This is a genomic window from Cellulomonas sp. KRMCY2 (genome assembly GCF_000526515.1).
Taxonomy (GTDB): Bacteria; Actinomycetota; Actinomycetes; order Actinomycetales; family Cellulomonadaceae; genus Actinotalea.
Genome location: NZ_JAGF01000001.1, coordinates 1969654 through 1993845, shown reverse-complemented (window position 1 = coordinate 1993845; position 24192 = coordinate 1969654). Strand labels below are relative to the sequence as shown.

The 24192-nt window shown below is 69.6% G+C and carries 18 protein-coding genes; 2 read left to right on the top strand and 16 right to left on the bottom strand.

Annotation, left to right across the window (positions count from 1 at the left end; translation table 11 throughout):
* Nucleotides 1-125 precede the first annotated feature (125 nt).
* The 3 genes from K415_RS23460 to K415_RS0109680 all read right to left on the bottom strand — a co-directional run bounded on the left by K415_RS23460 (nucleotide 126) and on the right by K415_RS0109680 (nucleotide 1983).
* A complete protein-coding gene (locus K415_RS23460) occupies nucleotides 126-224 on the bottom strand; it encodes a 30S ribosomal protein bS22 (protein ID WP_003792170.1) in 99 nt (32 codons plus the stop codon).
* Between the two features lie 164 nt (nucleotides 225-388).
* Nucleotides 389-610, bottom strand: coding sequence for a helix-turn-helix domain-containing protein (locus K415_RS0109685; RefSeq protein ID WP_024286857.1), 222 nt, complete (start codon nucleotides 608-610; stop codon nucleotides 389-391).
* A gap of 191 nt (nucleotides 611-801) precedes the next feature.
* Nucleotides 802-1983 carry an acetoin utilization protein AcuC gene (locus tag K415_RS0109680; RefSeq protein ID WP_024286856.1) on the bottom strand — a complete coding sequence of 394 codons (1182 nt, stop codon included), beginning with the start codon at nucleotides 1981-1983 and terminating at the stop codon, nucleotides 802-804.
* Nucleotides 1984-2161: 178 nt separating this feature from the next.
* Between K415_RS0109680 and K415_RS0109675 the strand changes: the two genes are divergently transcribed.
* Entirely contained in the window at nucleotides 2162-3529 is a 1368-nt protein-coding gene (locus tag K415_RS0109675; RefSeq protein ID WP_024286855.1) for a TrkH family potassium uptake protein, read from the top strand.
* 151 nt (nucleotides 3530-3680) lie between these two features.
* Nucleotides 3681-4316 carry a TrkA family potassium uptake protein gene (locus K415_RS0109670; RefSeq protein WP_029663512.1) on the top strand — a complete coding sequence of 212 codons (636 nt, stop codon included), beginning with the start codon at nucleotides 3681-3683 and terminating at the stop codon, nucleotides 4314-4316.
* Between the two features lie 149 nt (nucleotides 4317-4465).
* On the opposite strand, the gene K415_RS23455 is transcribed toward K415_RS0109670, so the two are convergent.
* The 13 genes from K415_RS23455 to K415_RS0109600 form a co-directional block, all read right to left on the bottom strand.
* Nucleotides 4466-8833: an alpha-L-arabinofuranosidase C-terminal domain-containing protein gene (locus K415_RS23455; RefSeq protein ID WP_024286853.1), complete on the bottom strand. Its 4368-nt coding sequence runs from the start codon at nucleotides 8831-8833 to the stop codon at nucleotides 4466-4468.
* A 185-nt stretch (nucleotides 8834-9018) separates the two neighbouring features.
* On the bottom strand, nucleotides 9019-10089 hold the full coding sequence (yjfF, locus tag K415_RS0109655) for a galactofuranose ABC transporter, permease protein YjfF (protein ID WP_024286852.1): 1071 nt from the start codon (nucleotides 10087-10089) through the stop codon (nucleotides 9019-9021).
* Nucleotides 10089-11114: an ABC transporter permease gene (locus tag K415_RS0109650; RefSeq protein ID WP_024286851.1), complete on the bottom strand. Its 1026-nt coding sequence runs from the start codon at nucleotides 11112-11114 to the stop codon at nucleotides 10089-10091. The genes yjfF and K415_RS0109650 overlap by 1 nt, the downstream gene beginning before the upstream one ends.
* Nucleotides 11111-12640 (bottom strand): sugar ABC transporter ATP-binding protein, encoded by a 1530-nt coding sequence (locus K415_RS0109645; protein WP_024286850.1) that lies wholly within the window; start codon nucleotides 12638-12640, stop codon nucleotides 11111-11113. The genes K415_RS0109650 and K415_RS0109645 overlap by 4 nt, the downstream gene beginning before the upstream one ends.
* A gap of 132 nt (nucleotides 12641-12772) precedes the next feature.
* The gene (locus K415_RS0109640; protein ID WP_024286849.1) at nucleotides 12773-13777 is read right to left on the bottom strand and encodes an ABC transporter substrate-binding protein; all 1005 of its coding nucleotides are present in this window, start codon (nucleotides 13775-13777) and stop codon (nucleotides 12773-12775) included.
* A gap of 418 nt (nucleotides 13778-14195) precedes the next feature.
* Nucleotides 14196-15380 (bottom strand): multiple monosaccharide ABC transporter permease, encoded by a 1185-nt coding sequence (gene mmsB, locus K415_RS0109635; protein WP_024286848.1) that lies wholly within the window; start codon nucleotides 15378-15380, stop codon nucleotides 14196-14198.
* 11 nt (nucleotides 15381-15391) lie between these two features.
* Entirely contained in the window at nucleotides 15392-16924 is a 1533-nt protein-coding gene (gene mmsA / locus K415_RS0109630; RefSeq protein WP_024286847.1) for a multiple monosaccharide ABC transporter ATP-binding protein, read from the bottom strand.
* A gap of 99 nt (nucleotides 16925-17023) precedes the next feature.
* Complete coding sequence (gene chvE / locus K415_RS0109625) at nucleotides 17024-18193, bottom strand: multiple monosaccharide ABC transporter substrate-binding protein (protein ID WP_024286846.1); 1170 nt, start codon at nucleotides 18191-18193, stop codon at nucleotides 17024-17026.
* 116 nt (nucleotides 18194-18309) lie between these two features.
* Nucleotides 18310-19113, bottom strand: coding sequence for a DeoR/GlpR family DNA-binding transcription regulator (locus K415_RS0109620; RefSeq protein ID WP_024286845.1), 804 nt, complete (start codon nucleotides 19111-19113; stop codon nucleotides 18310-18312).
* 277 nt (nucleotides 19114-19390) lie between these two features.
* The gene (araA, locus tag K415_RS0109615; protein ID WP_024286844.1) at nucleotides 19391-20899 is read right to left on the bottom strand and encodes an L-arabinose isomerase; all 1509 of its coding nucleotides are present in this window, start codon (nucleotides 20897-20899) and stop codon (nucleotides 19391-19393) included.
* A gap of 40 nt (nucleotides 20900-20939) precedes the next feature.
* On the bottom strand, nucleotides 20940-21635 hold the full coding sequence (locus K415_RS0109610) for an L-ribulose-5-phosphate 4-epimerase (protein ID WP_024286843.1): 696 nt from the start codon (nucleotides 21633-21635) through the stop codon (nucleotides 20940-20942).
* Nucleotides 21635-23383: a ribulokinase gene (gene araB, locus K415_RS0109605; protein WP_024286842.1), complete on the bottom strand. Its 1749-nt coding sequence runs from the start codon at nucleotides 23381-23383 to the stop codon at nucleotides 21635-21637. The genes K415_RS0109610 and araB overlap by 1 nt, the downstream gene beginning before the upstream one ends.
* A gap of 80 nt (nucleotides 23384-23463) precedes the next feature.
* Nucleotides 23464-24132 (bottom strand): TetR/AcrR family transcriptional regulator, encoded by a 669-nt coding sequence (locus K415_RS0109600; protein WP_051480494.1) that lies wholly within the window; start codon nucleotides 24130-24132, stop codon nucleotides 23464-23466.
* Between the last annotated feature and the right edge of the window lie 60 nt (nucleotides 24133-24192).

Genomic DNA, 24192 nt, shown 5'->3' with positions numbered 1-24192 from the left:
TCTTTGTACCAAGCACCGTCGTTGTCCACGGTGCCGTCCGGAACCCCGGACACACTGCGAGCCCGGCACCAGGCCGGGCCCACAGGGTCAGTCGTCGGAGAGTCGGCGCGCCGGGGTGCGCGACGTCACTTCTTGTTGCGGCGCTGGTGGCGCGTCTTGCGCAGCAGCTTGCGATGCTTCTTCTTCGCCATGCGCTTGCGACGCTTCTTGATGACAGAGCCCACGGGTCCTCGCAGATGTGATCGGGTGCTGCGCACGGTCGGACGATGCCGTCTCGGCCATCGCAGTACCCGCGCTCGGGAAAGTCCGCCGCTAACTCTACTCGGTTCCGCGACCGGCTGTGCCAGGCGGCTCTCCCGGGCGCAGACCAGGGCACCGGTCACTGCCCTCAGGACGTGAGGCGGTCCGCGTCCCCGACCTCGACGCTGGAGGCTGCCAGATAGGCCTCGAGCGCATCCTGCGGCACCCGGAACGAGCGTCCGACGCGGACGGCCGGCAGCTCACCGCCGTGCACCAGCCGGTAGACGGTCATCTTGGAGACCCGCATCGTCTCGGCCACCTCGGCGACCGTGAGGTATCGCAGGCGCGGTCGCTCCGGACCACTGGTCATGCTGCCTCGTTCCTGGCACGGCACAGCCGGGCACCGCAGGGGCGCCGGGTCGGCGTCGACGCACGGCAGCTCGCCGCGCGCTGCCAACCCTAGGGCCTGATGGGACTGGAGTGAAAGGGGTGAACAGAGTGAAAGTTGATCAGTCCGGGCAGCCCTGGACGGCGCACCCGATCGGCCGGTCGGCGGGTCGATCAGTCGTACAGCGGGTCCAGGTCGAACCAGTGGAAGACCGCCTGCCGGGTGGCCAGGACGACCCGGTCGACGTCGTCCCCCGGGTCGTAGCCGGCGCTCCACGGACGCGGCGGCGCGGCATCGCCCTCGTCGCCCATCAGCTCCGGGGGCGGGAAGCCGAGCACCTCCTCGACGTGCTCGCACCACGCCCGCGGCACCGGTGTCACCGGGTCCAGCGGCACGTGGGCCGCGATGGCCAGCAGGTGCGTCCAGATCCGGGGCACCACCTGGGCGACCGCGTACCCGCCACCGCCGACGGCCAGCCAGCGCCCGCCGGCGACCTCGTGCGCCAGGTCGTGCACGAGGATCATCGCCTCGCGCTGGGCGTCGACCGACACGGCGAGGTTGGTCAGCGGGTCCAGCCCGTGGGCGTCGCAGCCGTGCTGACTCACCACGACCTCCGGCGCGAACGCCCGCACCAGGGGCACGACGACCGAGCCGACGGCCCGCAGCCAGCCGGTGTCCGCCGTGCGCGCCGGAAGGGCCACGTTGACGACCGAGCCGCGCGCGTGCGGCCCGCCGACGTCCGTCGGATGGCCCGACCCCGGGAACAGCGTGTGCCCGCTCTCGTGCACGGAGATCGTCAGCACCCTGGGGTCGTCCCAGAACGCGCGCTCGACGCCGTCGCCGTGATGGGCGTCGAGATCGACGTAGGCGACCCGGTGCGCGCCCTCGGCGAGCACCGCGCGGATGGCCGCGACCACGTCGTTGTAGACGCAGAAGCCGGAGGCGTGGTCGGCCATCGCATGGTGCATGCCACCGGCGAGGTTGACCGCGTGCGCCGCCGTACCGTGCCACACCGCCGTCGCCGCAGTCACGCTGCCTGCCACGACGCGGGCGGCTGCCTCGTGCATGCCGGCGAAGATCGGGTCGTCCTCGGTGCCCAGGCCGTGGTCGAGATCCGGCTCGCCGGTGGCCTCCGCACGCCGGACGGCCTCGATGTAGTGCCACTCGTGCGCCGTGGCGAGGAGCTCGTCCGACGCGGGCGCGGTCTCGACGAGCTCGACGCCCGGCGCATCCAGCACGCCGAGCTGACGCGCGAGCCGGAACGTCAGGTCGAGGCGGAGCGGCGCCATCGGGTGCTGCGGGCCGAAGTCGTAGCCCAGCATCGCGGTCGACCACACGACGTGTGTCTGCGCCATGCCTCACCGTAACCGGTGCGCCGGTGAGCCGGTGCGCCCGTGCGTCCCGGCGCCGCAGCGCGCCGGGCGGTAGCCTTCGGGCCGACGTGCCAGAGTTGGCAGGTCAGATGTCGTCTCATCGATGCCGTCGGCGGCCCACGCCGACCGACCGGGTCAGCACAGGTGCGGGAGGGTGGAGATGGAGCTCCCACGCCCACTCGTCCTCGGCCGCGAGCTCGTCGACCAGATCGCCCGCCGCTCACCGGCTCGTCTGGTGCTCATCGTCTTCGCCGGCGTCATCGCCGTCTTCACCGCCCTCCTCCTGACGCCGCAGGCGACCGCCGACGGTCACTCCGCGCACGTCGCGGACGCCCTGTTCACAGCGGTCTCCGCCGTGTGCGTGACCGGGTTGACCACCGTGTCGACGGGGACCTACTGGTCGCTGTTCGGGCAGGTCGTCATCCTGGTCGGGATCAAGATCGGCGGCCTCGGGGTGATGACCCTCGCGTCGCTGCTCGGGATGGCCGTCTCGCGGCGCATCGGGTTGACCCAGAAGCTGCTCACCGCATCGGAGACCCGGTCCGGTCTCGGTGAGGTCGGATCGCTGCTCCGCGTGGTCGTCATCACCTCGACCACGATCGAGGCCGTCATCGCCCTCGCCCTGATCCCCCGCTTCGCCATGCTCGGCGAGAACATCGGTCAGGCCGTCTGGCACGGTGTCTTCTACGCGGTCTCGGCGTTCAACAACGCGGGCTTCGTCCCCACGGCCGACGGGCTCGCCCCGCACGTCGCCGACTGGTGGCTCGGCCTCCCGCTGCTGATCGGGGTCTTCATCGGCTCGCTCGGCTTCCCGGTCATCCTGAACATCGCGCGGCGACGGCGCGACGTCCGCCGGTGGAGCCTGCACACCAAGCTCACCCTGACGACGTCGGCCGCACTCGTGGTCGTCGGCGCTGTGCTGATCGGCGCGATGGAGTGGACCAACGTCGACACCCTCGGGCCGCTCAGCTGGCCGTCGAAGCTCCTGGCCGCCCTCTTCGCCGGCGTCATGCCCCGGTCGGGCGGGTTCTCCGCGGTGGACGTCGCCGACATGCACGAGTCCTCGTGGCTGATGACCGACGCCCTGATGTTCGTCGGTGGCGGCAGCGCGTCGACCGCGGGCGGTATCAAGGTCACGACCCTCGCCGTGATGATGCTGGCGATCATCTCCGAGGCGCGCGGCGACCGCGACGTCGAGGCCTTCGGTCGGCGCATCCCGCGGGAGACGCTTCGGCTGGCCGTCGCGGTCTTCCTCATCGGCGCCACCATCGTCCTGGTCGCCGCCCTCGTACTCCTCGAGATCACCGGAGCGAGGCTGGACGTCGTGCTCTTCGAGGTCATCTCGGCGTTCGGGACGGTCGGTCTGAGCACGGGGCTGAGCGCCGAGCTGCCGGAGGCCGGCAAGTACGTGCTGTCCGCCCTGATGTTCGTCGGGCGCACAGGAACCATGACCCTCGCAGCCGCCCTCGCGCTGCGAGACCGGCGCCGGGTCATCCGGTACCCCGAGGAGAGGCCGATCATTGGCTGACACACCAGCACCGGAGGGCCGCGACGCGAACGGCCAGATCCCGGCCGACGGACGTGGCGGCACGGACCGCCTGCACCCCACCGACCCGGGCACGGGCCGGACGACCGGCCGCTCGAGGGCCGACGCGGACCGCCATCCCCGCGACGCGGGCGTGCTCGTCATCGGTCTCGGCCGGTTCGGCTCGGCGATCGCCCTGACCCTGGACCGCCTCGGGCACGACGTCCTGGCGGTCGAGCGGTCCGCCGCTCTGGTTCACCACTACACCGGACGGTTCCCGCTCGTGGAGGCGGATGCGACGAACCCCGAGGCGCTCGTGCAGCTGGGCGCGCGCGACTTCCCGGTGGCGGTCGTCGGTGTCGGCACCTCGCTCGAGGCGAGCGTGCTCATCACGGGCAACCTCGTCGACATCGAGACCCCGCAGATCTGGGCCAAGGCCACCACACCCGAGCACGCGCGGATCCTGCAGCGGATCGGCGCGCACCACGTCGTCCTGCCCGAGTCCGACGCGGGCAGCCGGGTGGCCCACCTCGTCTCGGGCAAGCTGCTCGACTACATCGAGGTCGAGGACGGCTTCACGATCGTCAAGATGCGGCCCCCGCGCGAGACGCAGGGGTTCACGATCGCCCAGTCCCAGATCCGCAAGCGGTACGGCGTCACCGTGATCGGCGTCAAGCCGCCGGGCGAGGACTTCGTCTACGCGACCCAGGAGACCCGGATCTCCGCCAACGACCTGCTGATCGTCTCCGGCCACGCCGACCTGCTCGAACGGTTCGCCGCGCGGCCCTGACACGCCCGGGCACCGGCACCGCCGCCACTGCGCGCCACCACTGCGCGCCACCACTGCGCGGCCACCACCGCGGCGACAGCCGGTGGGGTCCTGCCTGCGTGCGTCGCAGCCAGGACCCCACCGGTCACTGTGCACCGGTCATGCACCGGTCACCTCCGGGCTCGCAGGACCGTCAGCGACACCGCTCCGCTCGACGCGGCGTACCGGTCGTCCCCGCTGTAGGCCAGGACGAGCGACTGCCGGCCGACCGGGAGGGCCGAGGTGTCGACGACCACCAGGGCGACGCCGTACCGGATCGTCGCCGAGCCGATCACCGCCCCGCCGGCCACGACCTCGACAGTGCCCGACGGCCGGACGGCCGCACCGCTCGGCCGCGGGCTGACCGGGCGCACCGTCGCGACGACGAGCGCCGGTGAGCCCACCCGCACCGCACCCGGGATCGCCACCCCCAGCACGCGGGTGCCGACCAGGTCCGCATCGGGCGGCACCTGCACAGTGCCGACCTGCCCGACGTTGCCTGCCACGTCGACCCCGCGGTGCTCGACGACCGTCGCCTGCGCACCGACGGTGACCGGCCCCGTGGCCACGGCCCACGCGCCGCCGTCGACGCGGTACTCGAGCCGGTCGAGCCCCGACGTCTCGTCCTGACCGGTGAGGGTCACCGTCCGAGCCACCTCGTCGACGGTCGCCGTCGAGGTCGGGGGCGTCGCGTCGATCCGCACCGGTGCGACGACCGGCTCCGAGACGTTCCCCGCGGCATCCGTCGCACGTGCGGCCACGTCGACGTTGCCGTCCTGGTCCAGGACGACGGGACCGGTGTACGCGACCCAGCCCGTGCCGACGTCCACCTCGACGGTCGGCGCCAGCCCGCTGTCGTCGGTCGCCGACGCCGTGGCGGTGACCGGCCCGGTGTACCAGCCGTTCGCACCCGACGGCTCGGCCGGGTCCAGCGCGAGCGAGACCTCCGGCGCCACCGTGTCGGGGACGACCGGGCTGGTCCGGATCCGCAGGAAGGTGATCGAGTACGGCGGCAGGTCGTAGCCGAAGCTGTTCGACAGACCGGTGACCGTCCGTTCGACCGGGACCACGGCGGTCGGGTCGGACTTCGTGTTGGTCTGGCCGGGCGCACCGGTCATCTCGATCGCCGTACCGGTCGACCCGACGACGACGTCCGAGATCTCGATCGCCGTGCGCAGGGTGTGCTCCGAGGTGTTGACGAGCTTGGCGACGAGGTCACCCGATGCGGTGTCCCTGGTCACCACCTGGTGCAGCGCGGACGTCGGCACCGGGTCGGTGTACTCCATCTGCAGCACACCGTCGAGGGAGAGCCGGACCGTGCGACCGCTCACCTCGACCGTGACCCGGTAGGTCCGCCCGGTCTCGATCGTGTGGCCCTCGATCGCCGCGACCTCTCCGGCCGAGCTGTTGTCGGCCTTCTGCAGCACCGACCGGGTGTTGTTCCACCCGCCGAGGTTCCACCAGTAGAACGAGTTCGGCGCGGTCGCCCCGAAGCCGATCAGGAAGCCCTCGCTGCCGGCGACCTTCCGCGCGTCGAGCTCGAGGGTGTAGTCCGTCCAGCCTCGGGTGTACGCGTCGGCGACGATGCTGCGGGCGTCGGTGACCGACGTCGACGACTGCACGTACTGACCGTCGGCGACCGCCCAGCTGCCCTGCTGGGGCGACCACTGGCCGGCGTCGTCGAAGCTGTCGGCGAACAGCACCTCACCGGTCGCGTTCGAGGTCACCGTGAGGTTGTCGTAGGCCGCGCTCGTCGACCAGGTGGACAGGAAGACCCCACCGCTGATGTCGGGGGCGACGACCTCACCGCCCTGCGCCGTGCTCGGTACGACCTGCTGGCCGCGCTGGGTCGAGAAGAGCTTCTGGACGTAGTAGCTCGGCGACCCCCAGACCTCGTCGTTGTCGAACCAGAGCGCGTCCGGCGACCACTGCAGGTAGTCCTCGTTGGCCAGCAGCGGCGCGTACGAGGCCAGCTCGACCAGGTCGGAGTTGCGTTCCAGGCCGGTCATGTACGCGGCCTCGACCAGGGCGTTCCAGAACGTGTTGCCGCGCGACGCGTACTCGCCGAGGAACACGTGCGGGCCGTCGCGGTCGTAGTCGTCGTACCGGCCGGTGTTCGCCAGGAACCACGAGGGGTCGTTGTAGTAGTGCTCGTCGACCATCGCGACGCCCTGCTCGCGGTTGAACTCCCAGAGGGCGTCGAACCGTGCACCGGTGTCGTCCGGCCCGGAGTTCGACACGACGGTGATGTCCGGGTAGGCGGCCTCGACCGCGTCCCGGAACCGTGGGAAGTTCGCCTCGAAGGTCGTCGTGTTCTCCTCGTTGCCCAGCCCGATGTAGCGCATCCCGAAGGGCTCGGGGTGGCCGAGGCCGGCCCGGACAGCGCCCCACTCGGTCGAGACGTCACCGTTGGCGAACTCGATCAGGTCGACGGTGTCCGCGACCCAGCGTTCGATCCGCTCGTCATCGGTCATCTCGGGGATCGTGCTGCCGCACCCGTTGGCGCCGACGGACAGCACCGGCAGCGCCGTGGCGCCGAGGTCCTCGGCAAACAGGAAGTACTCGTAGTAGCCGATGCCGTAGGACTGGTTGTAGCCCCAGAAGTTCCAGTTCGTCGGCCGCTGCTCGACGGGGCCGATCGTCTCCTTCCACTGGTAGGTGCGGCGACGGTCGGTGTAGCCGGAGTCCGCGTACGTGTCGAACGTGCCGACGTTGGTGACGCAGCCACCGGGGAAGCGGAGGAACGAGGGCTCCATCGCCGCGATCATCTCGGCGATGTCGGCCCGCAGCCCGTACTGCCCGTTGACGGGGCCGTCCCAGGTGTCCGCCGGGAAGAGCGACACCATGTCGAGGGCGAGGCTCCCCGCAGCACCCGAGAGGACGGCGAGCCGCCCCGCTGTCGTCGTCGACGTCGCGGCGAGGGTGACCGCGTACTGCTTCCACTCGTCGGAGCCGTCGACGTCGACGGTCCCGGCCGCGTGGACGGTGGCGCCGTCGGCCGACTCGACCTGCACGGCAAGGGTCTGCGCCTGCGCGGAGCGGGCCCACACGGTGAAGTCGTACGCCGCGCCCTCGGTGACGGCCAGACCCGTGCTGTAGCCGGCGTTGCGGACGCCGACGCCCGGCCCGGACGCCTGAACCTGCAGGTAGGCGCGGTTGCTGTCGTTCAGCCGGCCGTCGTCCTCGACGACCGTCGCGGTGCCGGTCGCCCCGGAGCGGGTCACCGTCTCCCACGCGGTCATACCCGTGAAGGACGCGTTGTCGGTCGCCGCGAACTCGAAGGACCGGTTGCGCACGAGCTCGGCGTACAGGCCGCCGTCGGCCGCGTAGTTGATGTCCTCGTAGAAGAGCCCGTAGAGATCCGGGCTCATCTCGATGCTGGTCGCGTCGCCGTCGATGGTCACCGAAGCCTGCTGCTCCGACACCACGGCGAGAGTCAGGCGCACCGCATCCGCGAGCACCCCGACGACCAGGGTGCCGTCGACGACGCCCAGGTAGCCGGCGTCAACGGTGGAGTCACCGGTGCGCAGGTACAGGCGTCCGCCACCCGCGTCGGTCAGGCGCAGCAGATCGGCCGGTGAGCCGGGCTCCCCGAGGGTCAGCCGCCCGTCCACGACCCGGACCGGCCGGTCGTCGGCCGCTGTGCGCAGGGTGAGCGCGCCGTCCGCGGCAGCCTGGGCGGTCAGCGCGACGGTGGTCGACGGACGCTCCGCACGCAGGCCCAGCGAGCCGTCGTCGGCGACCGTCAGGTACCGCAGGTCGCCGGAGCCGTTCAGGGTGAACGTGCCGTCCGGCACCACGTCCTGGCCCGGTGCGGCCACCAGCCCGACGTAGTCGAAGACCGCCTGGTGCGGCGGTGCGCCACCGGCCGCGAGCGCGTAGAGGCCCACCTGGATCGTGTCGAAGGTCACGGCCGCGGCCGCGGCCTGGACCCAGGCACCGTCGGCCCAGTAGCTGGTCGTGATGAGGTCGCCGACCCGCTGCAGGCGCAGCGTCTCGCCCGTCGACCCGGGGCGCGCCGTGAACGTCGAGGAGTACACGGCGCCGGTCTCGACACCGTTCTCGATGACGACCGGACCGCCGTCGGCGAAGCTGACGTGGGTCACACCGGCCCGCACGTAGTTGTCCGGGTCCTGCCAGGCGATCAGGCCGGCGCCCTGGAAGTCGGCCGAGACGGGTGCCTCGACGGAGGTCACGACGGTGAAGTCACCGACCGGGACGTCGAGCAGGAAGACGTTGCGGGCCGAGTTGTCGCCCTGGTAGGTGTCACCGGCCTGCGAGGTGAGCACGAGGGCGCCGGTCGCGTCGTCGAGGTGCCACTGCTCCGCCGCCTCGTTGTGGATCGACCAGCGTGGGTCGAGGGTGCCGGCGTCGAACTCGTCGACCCAGGCCCCGTCGGGCAGCACGCCGTCGGGTGCGGCCGCCTCGGCGGGTGCGGCACCAGGACCTGCGACGAGCACGCCGGCCGCCCCGGCGACAGAGAGGGTGAAAACGGTCACGAAGGCTACGAGTGGGGTCCCCAGGGACCGCCGTCGAGAGAGAATCATCATGCTCCAAGCACTCGGTAAGGGTGTGCGGGAGCCCGTTGACGGGCGCTGTTCCGGACCTCCCTCCTGAGCGGTCTCCATCGATGGAAATGCCGCCCGTCAGAAGGCTGCAACCTTCTGACGGGCGGTTCGGGGCGCTACCTGCGCCGGACGACCAGGGCGCGCTGCAGCACCACGAAGATCAGCAGCAGGCCGCCGATGACGATCTTGGTCCACCACGAGCTCAGGGTGCCCTCGTAGGTGATGATCGTCTGGATCAGGCCGAGCACCATGACACCGAGCAGCGACCCGAGGACGAAGCCGCTGCCACCGGTCAGGATCGTGCCGCCGATGACCACTGCCGCGATCGCATCGAGCTCCATGCCGACACCCGTGAGCGAGTAGCCCGAGCGGGAGAAGATCGAGAAGAGGAAGCCACCGATCCCGGCGCAGGTGCCGCTGATCACGTAGACGAGCACCTTGGTCCGGGCGACCGGCAGGCCCATCAGCATCGCCGACTGCTCACCGCCGCCGATCGCGTAGACCGTGCGGCCGAACTGCGTGTGGTGCAGCAGGTAGAAGGCCACCACCACGACCGACAGGGCGATGATGCCGCTCGGCGTGATCGTCCAGGTCTCGCCGATCGGGATGCGGTAGCTCGAGAGCCACACGATGGTCGGGTCGATGATCGGGATCGAGGACAGGCTGATCACGTAGGACAGCCCGCGCGCGAGGAACATCGCCGCGAGCGTCGCGATGAACGGTTGGATCTCGAACACGTGCACCATCAGGCCGACGACCAGCCCGATCAGCGAGCCCACGAGGATGACCAGCGGGATGACGACGGCGGCCGGCCACCCCGACTGCAGCAGCGAGGCCGCCAGGATCCCGGACAGCGCGACGACCGAACCGACCGACAGGTCGATCCCGCCGGTGATGATCACGAAGGTCAGGCCGACGGCGAGCACGATGAGGAAGGAGTTGTTGATGAAGAGGTTCGAGATGACCCGGCCGGACAGGAAGTTGCCGTAGCGGGTCTCGCCGATCACGAACATCAGGACCAGCACCACGAGGGTGCCGACCACCGGCAGGTAGCGCCGGTCCAGGCCATGACGAGGTCCTCGCGGTCCGGTGATCCGGCCCACCGCCGGCCGGCCGGTGCGGCGCGCGGCGCGGCGGCCGGTGCTGCCGTCCGTCTCCTGCGAGTGCACGATCTGGTCCGCGGCCATCAGGCTGCCACCTCCACGGCTGCCGGGACGTCGGGTCGACGACGCGCCGCGAGCTTCGAGCGCACGATCGGCGCCTGCATGATGACCACGGCGATCACGACGATGGCCTTGAAGAGCGGGGTGACCGACGGCGAGATGCCCAGGATCGTCACGCTGAGCGTCAAGGTCTTGATGATGAACACACCGATCAGGGTGCCGCCGAGGGAGAACTTGCCACCCGCCAGGGACGTGCCACCGATGACGACGGCGAGGATCGCGTCGAGCTCGATGAACAGGCCCGCGTTGTTCGCGTCGGCCGCCATCACGTTCGCGCTGGCCATCAGGCCGGCGATCCCGGCGAAGACGCCGGTCAGGGCGTAGACCGTCCAGATGATGCTGCGCGACTGCACCCCGGCGAGCCGGCTCGCCTCGGGGTTGATGCCGACCGACTCGATCAGCATGCCGAGCGCCGTCCGCCGGGTCAGCAGGGCGACGACCGCGAACAGGGCCCCGGCGATGAGGATCGCGACCGGCAGCCCCACCCAGTAGCCGGAGCCGATGGTCTTGTACGGGGCGCTGTTGACCGTCGTGATCTGACCACCCGTGATGAGCATCGCGATCCCGCGTCCGGCCATCATCAGGACGAGGGTCGCGATGATGGGTTGGATCCCGAGCACCGAGACGAGGAAGCCGTTCCAGACGCCCAGCACGAAGGACAGCGCCAGGGCGAGGCCGATCGCCACGAGCACTGTCGGGACCGCACCGGGCTCGGTCGAGGAGCCGATGTAGCTCAGCGCGACCGCGCCCGAGATCGCCAGGATGGCCCCGACGGACAGGTCGATGCCCCGGGTCGCGATGACCAGCGTCATGCCGAGCGCGACGAGCAGCAGCGGCGCGCTGTTGCGCAGGATGTCGATCAGGCTGCCGAAGAGGTGCCCGTCCTGGACCCGGATCTCGAGGAACGACGGCGTGTTGATCGTGTTCGCGACGATGAGGACCAGGAGGGCCAGGACGGGCCAGAAGAGGCGGTGCCGGACGAGGGTCATGACGCGGCCTTCCCGCTGGCGATGAGCTCGACGACGTCGTCCAGGCCGACGTCCTCGCCGTTGACGATCTCGGCGACCTTGCTGCGGTCGCGCATCACCGCGATCCGGTGGCTCAGCCGCAGCACCTCGTCGAGCTCGGCCGAGATGAACACGACGGACATGCCGTCGGTCGCGAGCTCCGCGACCAGGCGCTGGATCTCCGCCTTGGCCCCGACGTCGATCCCCCGGGTCGGCTCGTCGAGCACCAGGATCCGCGGCGCGGTCGCGAGCCAGCGCGCGAGCAGGACCTTCTGCTGGTTCCCGCCGGAGAGGTTGCGGACGATGGCGTCCGGATCGGTCGGCCGGATGCCCAGCAGCTCGATGTACTTGCCGACGACCTCGTCGGCGCGGCGCCGGGGTATCCGACGTCCCCACCCGCGGTCGGCCTGCAGGGCCAGCATGATGTTCTCGCGCACCGTGAGGTCCTCGACGAGCCCCTCGGCCTTGCGGTGCTCGGAGGAGAACGCGATGCCGTTCTTCATGGCGACCCGCGGGCTGCGCAACCGGGTGATCTCGCCCTCGATCGTCAGGTGCCCTGCATCGGCGTGGTCCGCGCCGTACAGCAGGCGGGCCAGCTCGGTCCGTCCGGACCCGAGCAGGCCGGCGATCCCGACGACCTCGCCCTCGTACAGGTCGAGGTCGACCGGCTGGACCGAGCCGCGTCGGCCGAGTCCGATGGCCCGCATCAGCGGCACGGCATCCGTGCCGTGCGCAGTGCTGCGCTTGGGCGCCTCCTCGAGGGCCTCGAGGACCTCGAGGGACTTGCCGATCATCTTCGAGACCAGCTCGAGGCGCGGCAGGTCGACAGTCATGTACTCGCCGACGAGCTGCCCGTTGCGCAGGATGGTCATGCGGTCGGAGATCTCGTAGATCTGGTCGATGAAGTGCGAGACAAAGAGGATCGCGACGCCGTCGTCACGCAGCTGGCGGACCACCGTGAACAGCCGGGCGACCTCGTCGGCGTCGAGCGAGGAGGTCGGCTCGTCGAGGATCAGGACCCTGGCGTCGACGACCATCGCGCGGCAGATCGCCACGAGCTGCTGGACCGCGAGCGAGTGCATCCCGAGCGTCGAGGCCGGGTCGATCGTCAGGCCGAGCCGGGCGAGGTACCCGCTGGCGTCGCGCCGCAGGGTGCGCCAGTCGATGCCGCCGAGCCTGCGTGGCTCGTGGCCGAGCATGATGTTCTCGCCGACGGAGAGGTTCTCGCAGAGGTTGACCTCCTGGAAGACCGTGCTGATGCCGGCCGCCTGGGCCTGTGCCGGCCCGTTGAACACCGCCGGTGCGCCACCGACGGTGATCGTGCCGGCGTCGGTGGCGTACACACCGGTCAGGGCCTTGATCAGGGTGGACTTGCCGGCCCCGTTCTCACCGATGAGGGCATGGACCTCACCGGGGAAGAGCCGGAAGTCCACGGACTGCAGGGCCTTGACCCCCGGGAACTCGATCGAGATGCCGGTCATCTGCACGACCGGGGTGGGCGCTGTCATCGTTGACCTTCCGTGCGGGCGGTACGGGCCCGACCCGGCCGTGCCCCGCGGAGGCGGGTGCACGGCCGGGGCCGGGGCCGGCGGTCACGACCGGCGGGAGATCCGACGGTCGTGACCAGATCCGGTCGTCGATCAGTACTCGCGAGTCGGCAGCGCCTCGATCGCAGCTTCCTGGTCGAACGCCAGGTCCTCGACGACGATCCGCTTCTCGACCGACTCGCCGGCCATCACCTTGTCGATGATGTCGGCCAGGTCCGGCCCGAGCAACGGGTTGCACTCGACGATGTAGTTGATCTTGCCATCGGCAAGGGCCTGCATGCCGTCGTGCACGGCGTCGATCGTGACGATCTTGATGTCCACGCCGGGGACGAGACCGGCTGCTTCGATGGCCTCGATGGCACCGAGGCCCATGTCGTCGTTGTGCGCGAACACCAGGTCGATCTCAGGGTTGGCCTGGAGGAAGCCCTCCATGACCGCCTTGCCCTCGGTGCGCGTGAAGTTGCCGGTCTGCGAGGCGATGATCTCGATGTTGTCGTTGCCTGCGATCGCCGCCTCGAAGCCCTCCTTGCGGTCGATCGCCGGGGCCGAGCCCGTCGTGCCCTGGAGCTCGACGACCTTCAGGGGCTCGCTGCCGAGGTTCTCGACGACCCACTCGCCGGCCATCTGGCCCTCGAGGACGAAGTCGGACCCGATGAACGAGACGTACAGCGACTCGTCCTGCGAGTCGACCGCCCGGTCGGTCAGGACGACCGGGATGCCGGCCGCCTTGGCCTCCTCGAGCACGGCGTCCCAGCCGGACTCCACGACCGGCGAGAACGCGATCACGTCGACGTCCTGGGCGATGTACGAACGGATCGCCTGGATCTGGTTCTCCTGCTTCTGCTGCGCGTCGGAGAACTTCAGGTCGAAGCCGTTGTCGGCGGTCAGCGTGTCCTGGATGGACTTGGTGTTCGCCGCCCGCCAGCCGCTCTCCGCGCCCACCTGGGAGAACCCGACGACGACCAGGTCCCCGCTGCTGGTGGCACCACCTCCGTCGGCGGCGGCTGTGGCATCGTCCGCCGGCTCCGTCGTCCCGCCACACGCAGCCAGTGCCAGTACTGCCACGGCTGCGGCTGCTGCCGCAAGCTTTCGTCCCATCTCAACGACCTCCTCGTCGCGCGTCCCCTCGCCCGGAAGGGCGGTGCTCCGAGGGACGGCGAGGACCGAGCGCACCGGGCCGCGGCGCTCGCCCTGGTTCAGGCGTCCGCCGACGTCGACCCCCGTGGCGACGCGGCGCACAGCGCCGGCGACACGGCGGTGATGCGGTCAGTACATCGTGGAGCCCCCGGCTGTCGCCGTCCCCACAGCGGTGCGGGGGCGAGTCGTCTTCGACCCGCTATACCCGATGTTAACGCTCACACATCGACGGTCAAGGGAGACGAGTCACGGTTTGGTAACGCTCCTACGACTGCTACCGAACGCCGGTCCCGGAGGGTGGCGGGGGGTGCCGGAACGCGACGAGGCCCGGTCCGCAGCGGCGGACCGGGCCTCGTCAGCGACCCGTACGAGCGTCAGCTCAGCGAGCCGCACCGGCGCGGCGCTTGTTGTAGACGTCGAAGGCGACGGCCAGCAGAAGCACCAGGCCCTTGACGACCTGCTGGATCGACTGGTCGATGCCCATGAGCTGCATGCCGTTGCTCATCACACCCATGATCAGACCACCGACCATCGCGCCGGTGACCTTGCCGACACCGCCGGTGACCGCGGCGCCACCGATGAAGCAGGCGGCGATCGCGTCGAGCTCGAACATGTTGCCGGCGCCCGGCTGGGCACCGTTCGAGCGGGACGAGTACACGATGCCTGCGATACCGGACAGCAGACCGTTGTTGACGAAGATGAAGAAGTTGACCCACTTCACCTTCACGCCGGACAGCTGGGCGGCGGACAGGTTGCCACCGATCGCGTAGACGTGGCGACCGAAGACCGTGCGGCTGGTGATCAGCGTGTAGACCATGATCAGCACGGCAAGGATGATCAGCACGATCGGCAGGCCACGGCTCTGCGCGAGCCGGTAGGCGAACGCCATCGCGACCGCGCCGACCGCCACGATCTTCAGGATGAAGAGCGGGAGCGCCTCGACGAGCTGCTGGTACTGCAGGCGGGCCCGCCGGCTGCGCCACGAGTTGACGGCGAAGCCGACCACTGCCAGCGCGAAGATGAGCAGCGTGAAGACGTCGACGCCCTGGCCACCCAGCAGCCCGTTGATGAACCCGCTGGCGACCTTCTGGTACTCGGCCGGGAACGGCGACAGCGAGATGTTGCTCAGCGTCTGCAGGGTGAGCCCACGGAACAGGAGCATGCCGGCCAGGGTCGTGATGAAGGCCGGGATGCCGACGAAGGCGACCCAGAAGCCCTGCCACGCACCCGCGATGAGCCCGACGGCGATGGCGGCGAGCATACCGACCCACCAGGGCATGCCGTTCTTGATCACCAGGATCGCCGAGACCGCGCCGGTGAGCGCGACGAGCGAGCCGACCGACAGGTCGATGTGACCGGCGATGATCACGATCACCATGCCGATCGCCAGGATCAGGATGTAGGAGTACTGCAGGACGATGTTCGAGATGTTCCCGGGGCTGAGCAGCGCGTGGTTCGGGGTCATGACCCAGAACAACGCGATGATCGCCACGAAGGCGATGTAGATGCCGCTCTGCCGCAGGTTCCGGGTCATGAGCTCCCGGAGATTCGCGATGCCAGTCATAGCAGTCGTCCCTATTCCTTTTCCTTGGTCATGAGCTGCATCAGACGCTCCTGGGTGGCCTCGGCCGCGGGTACCTCACCGGTGATCCGGCCGAAGGCCAGGGTGAAGATGCGGTCGCAGATGCCGATCAGCTCAGGTAGCTCGGAGGAGATCACGACGACCGCCTTACCCGCGGCCACGAGTCGGTTGATGATGGTGTAGATCTCGTACTTGGCACCGACGTCGATCCCACGCGTGGGCTCGTCGAGGATCAGGACGTCCGCGTCGGTGTAGATCCACTTGCTCAGCACGACCTTCTGCTGGTTGCCGCCGGACAGCTTGCCGGTCAGCGCCAGGACGGTCGGGGTCTTGATGTTCAGGGACGCCCGGTACTCCTCGGCGACCTTGAGCTCCTCGTTGCCGTTGACCCAGCCCCGGCTGGACATCTTGTGCAGGCCGGCCGCCGAGATGTTCCGCTTGACGTCCTCGATGAGGTTCAGGCCGTACTTCTTGCGGTCCTCGGTGGCATAGGCGATGCCGTGGGCGATCGCGTCGCTGACCGTGTGGGCCTTGATCTCCTTGCCGTTCTTGTACAGCTGCCCGGTGATGCCGCGCCCGTAGCTGCGCCCGAACACACTCATCGCCAGCTCGGTACGCCCGGCGCCCATCAGACCCGCGATCCCCACGACCTCACCGGCACGCACGTCGAAGCTCGCACCCTCGACCACGATCCGGCCGATCTGGGTGGGGTGGTGGACGGTCCAGTCCTCGACCCGCAGCGCCTCGGCGCCGATGTCCGGGGTCCGCTCGGGGAAGCGGTGCTCCAGGTCACGCCCGACCATGCCCTTGATGATCCGGTCCTGCGTGGCCTCGGGCTTGCTCATGTCAAGCGTCTCGATGGTCTTGCCGTCGCGGATGATCGTGGTGACGTCGGCGATCTCGGCGATCTCGTTGAGCTTGTGGGAGATCATGATCGAGGTGATGCCCTGGCCCTTGAGGTGCCGCAGCAGCCCGAGCAGGTGCTCGGAGTCCTGGTCGTTCAGCGCCGCTGTGGGCTCGTCCAGGATCAGCAGCTTGACCTTCTTCGACAGTGCCTTCGCGATCTCGATCAGCTGCTGCTTGCCGACGCCGAGCGTGCCCACCGGGGTCGTGGGGTTCTCGTCCAGACCGACCCGGGCCAGCAGCTTGGCGGCCTCGGAGTTGGTGTGGTTCCAGTCGATCAGGCCGCCGCGGCCACGCTGCTCGTTGCCCAAGAAGATGTTCTCGGCCACCGACAGGTAGGGCACCAGCGCAAGCTCCTGGTGAATGATGACGATGCCACGAGCCTCGCTGTCGTTGATCGACCCGAAACGCACGGGCTCACCCTCGAAGACGATCTCGCCCTCGTAGGTGCCATGGGGGTACACGCCGGAGAGAACCTTCATCAGCGTCGACTTGCCGGCGCCGTTCTCGCCACAGATGGCGTGGATCTCACCCCGGCTCACGCTCATCGAGACGTCCTGCAACGCCATCACGCCAGGGAACGTCTTCGTGATGGAGCGCATCTCCAAGATGTCGTTGCTCATGCGGCCTCTACCTCGCTCTTTCGTGGGCCACGGATGTTCGAACTGATGCCGGTCCGGCGGGGTTGGTCCCCGCCGGACCGGCATCATGCACCGATCAGATCACTCGGCGACGCCGCTGGCGACCTCTTCGGCCGTCCAGTAGGCCGAGTCGACCAGAAGTGCCTGGATGTTGTCGGCGTAGACGATGTCCGACTCCAGCAGGTAGGACGGGACGACCTTGACACCGTTGTCGTACGTCTCGGTGTCGTTGGCCTCCGGCTCGCCACCGGCAAGGTAGGCCTGGGCAGCCACGACGGACTGCTCAGCCAGCTTGCGGGTGTCCTTGAAGATGGTCGCGAACTGCACGCCATCGACGATCAGCTTGACCGAGGCGATCTCGGCGTCCTGGCCGGTGACCGGCGGCATGGGCTTGTCAGCCGTGCCGTAGCCAGCGTTCTGGAGCGCCGTGATGATGCCACGGGACAGGCCGTCGTACGGAGCGAGAACGCCGTCAACCGTGCTGCCGTCGTTGTACGCGGCGGTCAGCAGGTCTTCCATGCGCTTCTGGGCCGTCTCCTGCTGCCAGCGCAGAATGGCTGCCTGCTCGATGTTCGTCTGGCCGGACTTGACGACGAGCGTGCCCGCGTCCATGAACGGCTGCAGGGTGTCGATCGCACCCTTCCAGAAGAAGTGCGCGTTGTTGTCGTCCAGCGAACCGGCGAACAGCTCGATGTTGAACGGTCCGGTGGCGGTGCCCTCGGAACCGTCCGCGTTGAGCAGACCCAGGCCCACGAGCAGCGAGGTCGCCTGCTGCACGCCGACGTTGTAGTTGTCGAACGTCACGTAGAAGTCGACGTTCGCGCTGTCACGGATCAGGCGGTCGTACGCGATGACCTTGATGCCTGCGTCAGCAGCAGCCTGCAGCTGGCCCGAGAGGGCCGTGCCGTCGATCGCGGCGATGATCAGCAGGTCGGCGCCCTGGGTGATCATCGAGTCGATCTGCTGGGACTGGGTCGGGATGTCGTCGCCGGCGAACTGCAGGTCGACCGTGTAGCCGGCCTCCTCCAGGCCCTTCTTGACGGCGTCGCCGTCGGCGATCCAGCGCTCGGACGTCTGCGTCGGCATCGAGACGCCGATCAGGCCGCCTTCTGCCGGCGCTTCGGTGGCCGTGTCGGTGCCGGCGTCGGTGGTGTCGTCGGTGGTGTCACCGGCGCCGCCGCCACCGCAAGCGGTGAGCGTCAGCGCGAGGGCGATGCCCGCCGCTGCTGCGGCGAACTTACGTGTGCTCATGTTTCTCCTCCTCGAGAACGTGCATCTTCCTGATTCGGGCTGTTCTGGGCTCTCCAGACCGGCCCGGGCGACCTGACCGTTGATGTGCTCGGACCGGTCAGGAAGTCTGTGGGGTGCTACTCGACCTGCACGACCTGCACGCCGGTGTGGCGCAGCTGGCCGATCTCGTGGACCGGACCCGACGGGCCCGTCACGATGGTGTGGACGTCCTTGATCCGGCCGATCCGGCCCAGGTGGACCTGGCCGAGCTTCGAGCCGTCGGCGACGATCACGGCGCGGCCCGCCGAGGCGATCATCCGCTGCTTGATCTCGGCCTCCGGCAGGTTCAGGTTGGTGACGCCGTGCTCGGCCTCGACCCCGTTGCAGCCGATGAACGCGATGTCCGCATGCAGGTGGTCGAGCATGAGCGAGGCCATCGGGTTGACCAGCGAGTGCTGCAGCCGGCGCAGCGTGCCACCGGTGACGACGACGGTGAACCGGCCGATGGCCGGCTCGAGCTCGAGGGCGATGTTCAGCCCGTTGGTCATCACGACGACCTGGTCGAGGTCCTGCCGCGCCACCAGCGCCCGGGCGACAGCTGTCGTCGTGGTGCCGACGTCGAGCAGGATGCTCATCCCGGAGGTGACCATGGAAGCCGCGTACTGACCGATCCGATGCTTCTCGCCGGCGAACTCGACGAGCGACTCCTCGAACGACAGCTCGGTGCGACCGCTGCGCGCCGGGGCCATCGCCCCGCCACGGACGCGTCGGACCGCATGGGAGGTCGCGAGCGCTGCCAGGTCGGCGCGAACGGTCACATCCGAGATCCCGAAGGTCTCGGCAAGGTCGGTGACGCGCACGAACTCGCGGTCACCGATCAGCTGGAGCATCCGACCGCGACGGACTGTCACGGGCAGCTGCTCGGTCTCTTCCTTGAGCACGCCCCTACTGTCGAGGACGCCGAGTCGATGCGTCAACTTCTTGAAGCCAACTTTTGATTGCGAAACAATAACGACTCGCGAGCAAGCCCGACGGGTAGGTCGAAGGTCCCCAGGCGCCGTCACCCGATTGCCAGATCGGGTCCGCGCATGCTCAGGAGACCTCCCTGCGCGGGAGGTCTCCTGACCTGGTCTCGACTTGTCTATTCGAAAGGTTCGTAAGGCTTGGTTCACCAGCCGAAGAATCCCGCTCTGCGCCCGCAAGCCCTACGCTGCAGGCTCAGAAACCCTGGGCCAGGCGGTAGTAGGCCTGGTTCCAGCGCAGCTCCTGGGCGAATCCGCGCGATGTCGTGGTCGCGTCGATGGTCAGGAGCTCGGTCTGTGCGATGTCCGCGAAGTCGGCGAAGACGTCGATGCCGACCTGCGTGGAGAGCACCGTGTGGTGGGCGGCACCGGCCATCAGCCAGGCCTCGGCCGACGTCGCGAGGCTCGGCTCCGGCTTCCAGACCGCCCGCGCGACGGGCAGGTTCGGAAGCTCTTCGTCGGGCGGCACGACCTCGACGACGTTGGCCGTCAGCCGGAACCGGTCCCGCATGTCCGACAACGCGACGACCACACCCGGCCCCGCGTCCGTGTCGAAGACGAGCCGGACCGGGTCCTCCCGGCCGCCGATGCCGAGCGGGTGGATCTCGAGGGTCGGCTTCGCGGTGGTCAGCGACGGGCAGATCTCGAGCATGTGGGCGCCAAGGATCTTCTCGTCGCCCGGGACCAGGTTGTAGGTGTAGTCCTCCATGAGCGAGGCACCCCCGGGCAGGCCCTGGCCCATCACCTTCGCGGCCCGCACCAGGATCGCGGTCTTCCAGTCACCCTCGGCCCCGAAGCCGAAGCCACGGGCCATCAGACGCTGGACGGCCAGCCCGGGCAGCTGCCGGAGGGCGCCGAGGTCCTCGAAGGTGGTCGTGAACGCCGTCGCGCCGATCTCGCCGAGGAGGCTCAGCAGGGCGAGCTCCTGGCGTGCGCCGTAGCGCAGGGAGTCGTGCCGGTCACGGCCGGCCCGCAGCTCGGGGACGACGTCGTAGGTGTCCTCGTACTCGGCGACGAGCGTGTCGATCGCCGCGTCGTCGACCGTCTCGACGGCGGCGACCAGGTCGTTGACGCCCCAGGTGTTGACCGACACGCCGAAGCGCAGCTCCGCCTCGGTCTTGTCGCCCTCGGTCACCGCGACGTTGCGCATGTTGTCACCGAACCGGGCGAGCTTGAGCTCGTGCGTCGCGGCCCAGCCGGCGGCGGCCCGGACCCAGGTCCCGACCCGCTCCTGGACGGTCGGGTTCGACACGTGCCCGACGACCGTCTTGCGCGGGACACCGAGCCTGGTCTGGATGTACCCGAACTCCCGGTCACCGTGCGCGGCCTGGTTCAGGTTCATGAAGTCGAAGTCGATCGTCGACCACGGCAGCTCGACGTTGGCCTGCGTGTGCAGGTGCAGCAGCGGCGTGCGCAGCGCGTCGAGCCCGGCGATCCACATCTTGGCCGGTGAGAACGTGTGCATCCAGGCGATGACACCGATGCACTGGTCCGCGGCGTTGGCCTCCAGCGCCATCCGGCGGATCGCACCCGCGTCCTTGAGCACCGGCTTCCACACGATCCGCACCGGGACGGCGTCGGCGGCCTCGAGCTCGCGCGCGATCGCCTGCGACTGCTCCGCCACCTGGCGCAGCGTCTCGTCGCCGTACAGGTCCTGGCTCCCGGTGAGGAACCAGACCTCGCGGTCGGCGTAGGGCTTGGTCATCTGGACTCCTTCGTCGTGGTCCTGGGTGCTCGACGGCCGGTCAGCGGCCGTAGACGTTCTGGTAGCGGTCGTAGAGGTGGTCGATGTCCGCCTGGGCGATCGGCAGCGGCTCGCCCAGCTGCCGGGAGATGTGCACGGTCCGGGCCACCTCCTCGACCATCACGGCGGCCTTGACCGCAGCCTTGGCGTCCTTGCCGATCGTGAACGGCCCGTGGTTGCGCATCAGGACGGCCGGGCTGCGGCTCCCCCGCAGGGTCTCGACGATGCCGCGTCCGATCGAGTCGTCGCCGATCAGCGCGAACGGCCCGATCGGCACGTCACCGCCGAACTCGTCGGCCATCATCGTCAGCACGCACGGCACCGGCTCACCCCGTGCGGCCCATGCCGTCGCGTAGGTCGAGTGGGTGTGCACGACGCCGCCGACCGCCGGCATGTTCCGGTAGACGTAGGCGTGCGCCGCGGTGTCCGACGACGGCGAGCGGTCGCCGTCGACGAGCGTGCCGTCCAGGTCGCAGACCACCATCGACTCGGCGCTGAGCTGGTCGTAGGTGACCCCGCTCGGCTTGATGACGAACAGGCCGGCGGTGGTCAGCCGCTGCGAGACGTTGCCGGCGGTCCAGACCACCAGCTCCCAGCGCGGCAGCTCGGCGTGCAGGTCGGCGACGACCTGACGCACGCGCGCGATCTCCTCGACGACCTCGGGGCCGTAGCCGTCGAGGCCGGTCGGCTGCGCCATCACGCCTCCTGGTCCGCGGCCGGCGTCTCGGGCTCCGCGGCACCGGGCTCGGGCGGCCGCTGGGCGGTGGCCTGCCGCCGGATCGCGCGGAGCCTGTGCATGACGTCGTTCGCACCGCGACCGAAGTAGTCGTGCAGCGTCTTGTACTCGGCGAACAGCGCGTCGTAGGCGCGCGAGTTCTCCTCGATCGGCTGGTAGACCGCACGGTCCACCTTGCCCATCGCGGCCGCCGCCGTGCGGACGTCCGGGTAGGCGCCGGCCGCGACAGCCGCGTGGATCGCCGAGCCGAGCGCCGGGCCCTGCTCGGAGGCGATCGTCGACAGGGGCAGCCGGGTCACGTCGGAGTAGATCTGCATGAGCAACCGGTTCTTGAGCAGCCCCCCCGCCACGACGAACTCGGTCACCGGCACGCCGGAGTCCTGGAAGGACTCGACGATCACGCGGGTGCCGAAGGCCGTCGCCTCGAGCAGTGCGCGGTAGGTGTCCTCGGGCCGGGTCGCGAGCGTCTGGCCGACGACGACGCCCGAGAGCTCGTGGTCGACGAGGACCGAGCGGTTGCCCGAGTGCCAGTCGAGCGCGATCAGGCCGTGCTCGCCGATCGCCTGCTGGGCGGCGAGCTCGGTCAGGTACTCGTGCACCGACTCGCCGCGGCGCATCGCCTCGGCGTGGTAGATGGGCGGCACCCCGTGCTCGACGAACCAGCCGAAGATGTCGCCGACGCCGCTCTGCCCGGCCTCGTAGCCGTAGAGACCCTCGACGATCCCGCCCTGGACCACACCGCACATGCCCGGCACCTCGTGCAGCGCGCTGCCGTTCATCACGTGGCACGTGGAGGTGCCCATGATCGCGACCATCTGGCCGGGCTGCACGGCGTTCGCCGCCGGCGCCGTCACGTGGGCGTCGACGTTCCCGACGGCCACGGCGATGCCCTCCGGCAGGCCAGTCCATCCCGCTGCCTGCGCGCTCAACCGGCCCGCCGCCGCGCCGAGCTGCCCGATCGGGTGCTCGAGCTTGTCGGCGACGAAGTCGGCGAAGCCCGGGTTGAGCGCCGCGAGGAACTCCGGGGACGGGTAGTGCCCGTCCTGCAGGATGCCCTTGTAGCCGGCGGTGCAGGCGTTGCGGACGTACTGGCCGGAGAGCTGCCAGACGATCCAGTCGGCGGCCTCGACCCAGCGCTCGGTCGCGTCGTAGACCTCGCGGTCCTCCTCGAGGAGCTGCAGGCCCTTGGCGAACTCCCACTCCGACGAGATCAGCCCGCCGTACCGCGTGATCCACGACTCGCCACGCTCGTGGGCGAGGGCGTTGATCCGGTCGGCGTGCGGCTGCGCCGCGTGGTGCTTCCACAGCTTGATGTAGGCGTGCGGCCGGTCGGCGTACTCCGGCAGCTCGCACAGCGGGGTGCCGTCGGTCGTCGTCGGCACCATCGTGCAGGCGGTGAAGTCGGTGCCGATGCCGATCACGTCCGCGGGGTCGACGCCGGCCTCGCGCAGGGCGGCGGGCACGGCGATCTTCAGGACGTCGACGTAGTCGGCCGGCACCTGCAGCGCCCAGTCGGGTGGCAACGGGACCGGTGAGCCGGCGTCGGCAGCGGGACCGGCCGTCAGGACCCGGTCCATCACCGCGTGCGGGTACGGGTACACCGCACTGCCGAGCTCGGCGCCGTCGGCGACGCGCACGACGACCGCCCGACCCGACAACGTCCCGTAGTCCACCCCGACGACCAGCGCTCTGGTCGGGTCGACCGCCATGGTGACTCCTCATCGCCTCGTTGCGAGCTGTTCGCTCCTGGTCTGGCCTACGGATGATGTTAGCGCTCACATGCGCGCTGTCAAGTGACCGGGACGACCGTCGGGAGCGCGGTCCCGCCCCGGCTCGCGCGAACGCCCCGCTGACCCGGCGACTCGCCCGTCCGCACGTCGAGGCCGGCCTCGAACATGTCGAAGCACCGCTCGAGGACGTCACGCAGCGGCTCGGCGAAACCGCTGCCGTGCCAGTGGTGCAGCGCTCCGAGCAGGCCGCCCACGACCGCATGGGCGAAGACCTGGACCTCGAGGTCCGTGTGCGGCCGCTGGAGCCGTGCGGCCACGACCTCCCCGAGCACCTCGGACGTGGCCAGCACCTCGCGGGCCGACGCGGCCTCGAGCGCCGGGTGGGACATCATGTGCCGCACGCGGCGCTGCAGGCGCTGCTCGTCCGCGCTCGCGAGCCCGGTCATCACGGCGATCATCACCCGGCGCGCGGCGATCAGCGGCGGAGCGTCGTCGAGCTGTGCGAGCAGGCGCTGCAGGATCAGCGGGTCGAGCTCGTCCCAGATGATCAGCTGCTCCTTGGTGCCGAAGTAGCGGTACACGGTGCTCGGGGAGATCTCGGACGCCTCGGCGATCTGCTCGATCGTCACCGCGTCGTAGCCCCGCTCGTCGAAGAGGTCGAGGGCCGCGCTCTGGATCCGGTGCATCGCGGCCAGCCGCTTACGTTCTCGCAGTCCGCCGTCAGCCATGCCGTCATCGTAGACCACAGTGACTGCCACTTTCACTTGACAGTCACTGTCACAGACATC

What these genes read in the sequence shown, in the direction of transcription:
- K415_RS0109685 (WP_024286857.1), bottom strand. Translation starts at nt 610, where the DNA reads ATGACCAGTGGTCCGGAGCGACCGCGCCTGCGATACCTCACGGTCGCC.
- K415_RS0109680 (WP_024286856.1), bottom strand. Translation starts at nt 1,983, where the DNA reads ATGGCGCAGACACACGTCGTGTGGTCGACCGCGATGCTGGGCTACGAC.
- K415_RS0109675 (WP_024286855.1), top strand. Translation starts at nt 2,162, where the DNA reads ATGGAGCTCCCACGCCCACTCGTCCTCGGCCGCGAGCTCGTCGACCAG.
- yjfF (WP_024286852.1), bottom strand. Translation starts at nt 10,089, where the DNA reads ATGGCCGCGGACCAGATCGTGCACTCGCAGGAGACGGACGGCAGCACC.
- K415_RS0109650 (WP_024286851.1), bottom strand. Translation starts at nt 11,114, where the DNA reads ATGACCCTCGTCCGGCACCGCCTCTTCTGGCCCGTCCTGGCCCTCCTG.
- K415_RS0109645 (WP_024286850.1), bottom strand. Translation starts at nt 12,640, where the DNA reads ATGACAGCGCCCACCCCGGTCGTGCAGATGACCGGCATCTCGATCGAG.
- K415_RS0109640 (WP_024286849.1), bottom strand. Translation starts at nt 13,777, where the DNA reads ATGGGACGAAAGCTTGCGGCAGCAGCCGCAGCCGTGGCAGTACTGGCA.
- mmsB (WP_024286848.1), bottom strand. Translation starts at nt 15,380, where the DNA reads ATGACTGGCATCGCGAATCTCCGGGAGCTCATGACCCGGAACCTGCGG.
- mmsA (WP_024286847.1), bottom strand. Translation starts at nt 16,924, where the DNA reads ATGAGCAACGACATCTTGGAGATGCGCTCCATCACGAAGACGTTCCCT.
- chvE (WP_024286846.1), bottom strand. Translation starts at nt 18,193, where the DNA reads ATGAGCACACGTAAGTTCGCCGCAGCAGCGGCGGGCATCGCCCTCGCG.
- araA (WP_024286844.1), bottom strand. Translation starts at nt 20,899, where the DNA reads ATGACCAAGCCCTACGCCGACCGCGAGGTCTGGTTCCTCACCGGGAGC.
- K415_RS0109610 (WP_024286843.1), bottom strand. Translation starts at nt 21,635, where the DNA reads ATGGCGCAGCCGACCGGCCTCGACGGCTACGGCCCCGAGGTCGTCGAG.
- araB (WP_024286842.1), bottom strand. Translation starts at nt 23,383, where the DNA reads ATGGCGGTCGACCCGACCAGAGCGCTGGTCGTCGGGGTGGACTACGGG.
- K415_RS0109600 (WP_051480494.1), bottom strand. Translation starts at nt 24,132, where the DNA reads ATGGCTGACGGCGGACTGCGAGAACGTAAGCGGCTGGCCGCGATGCAC.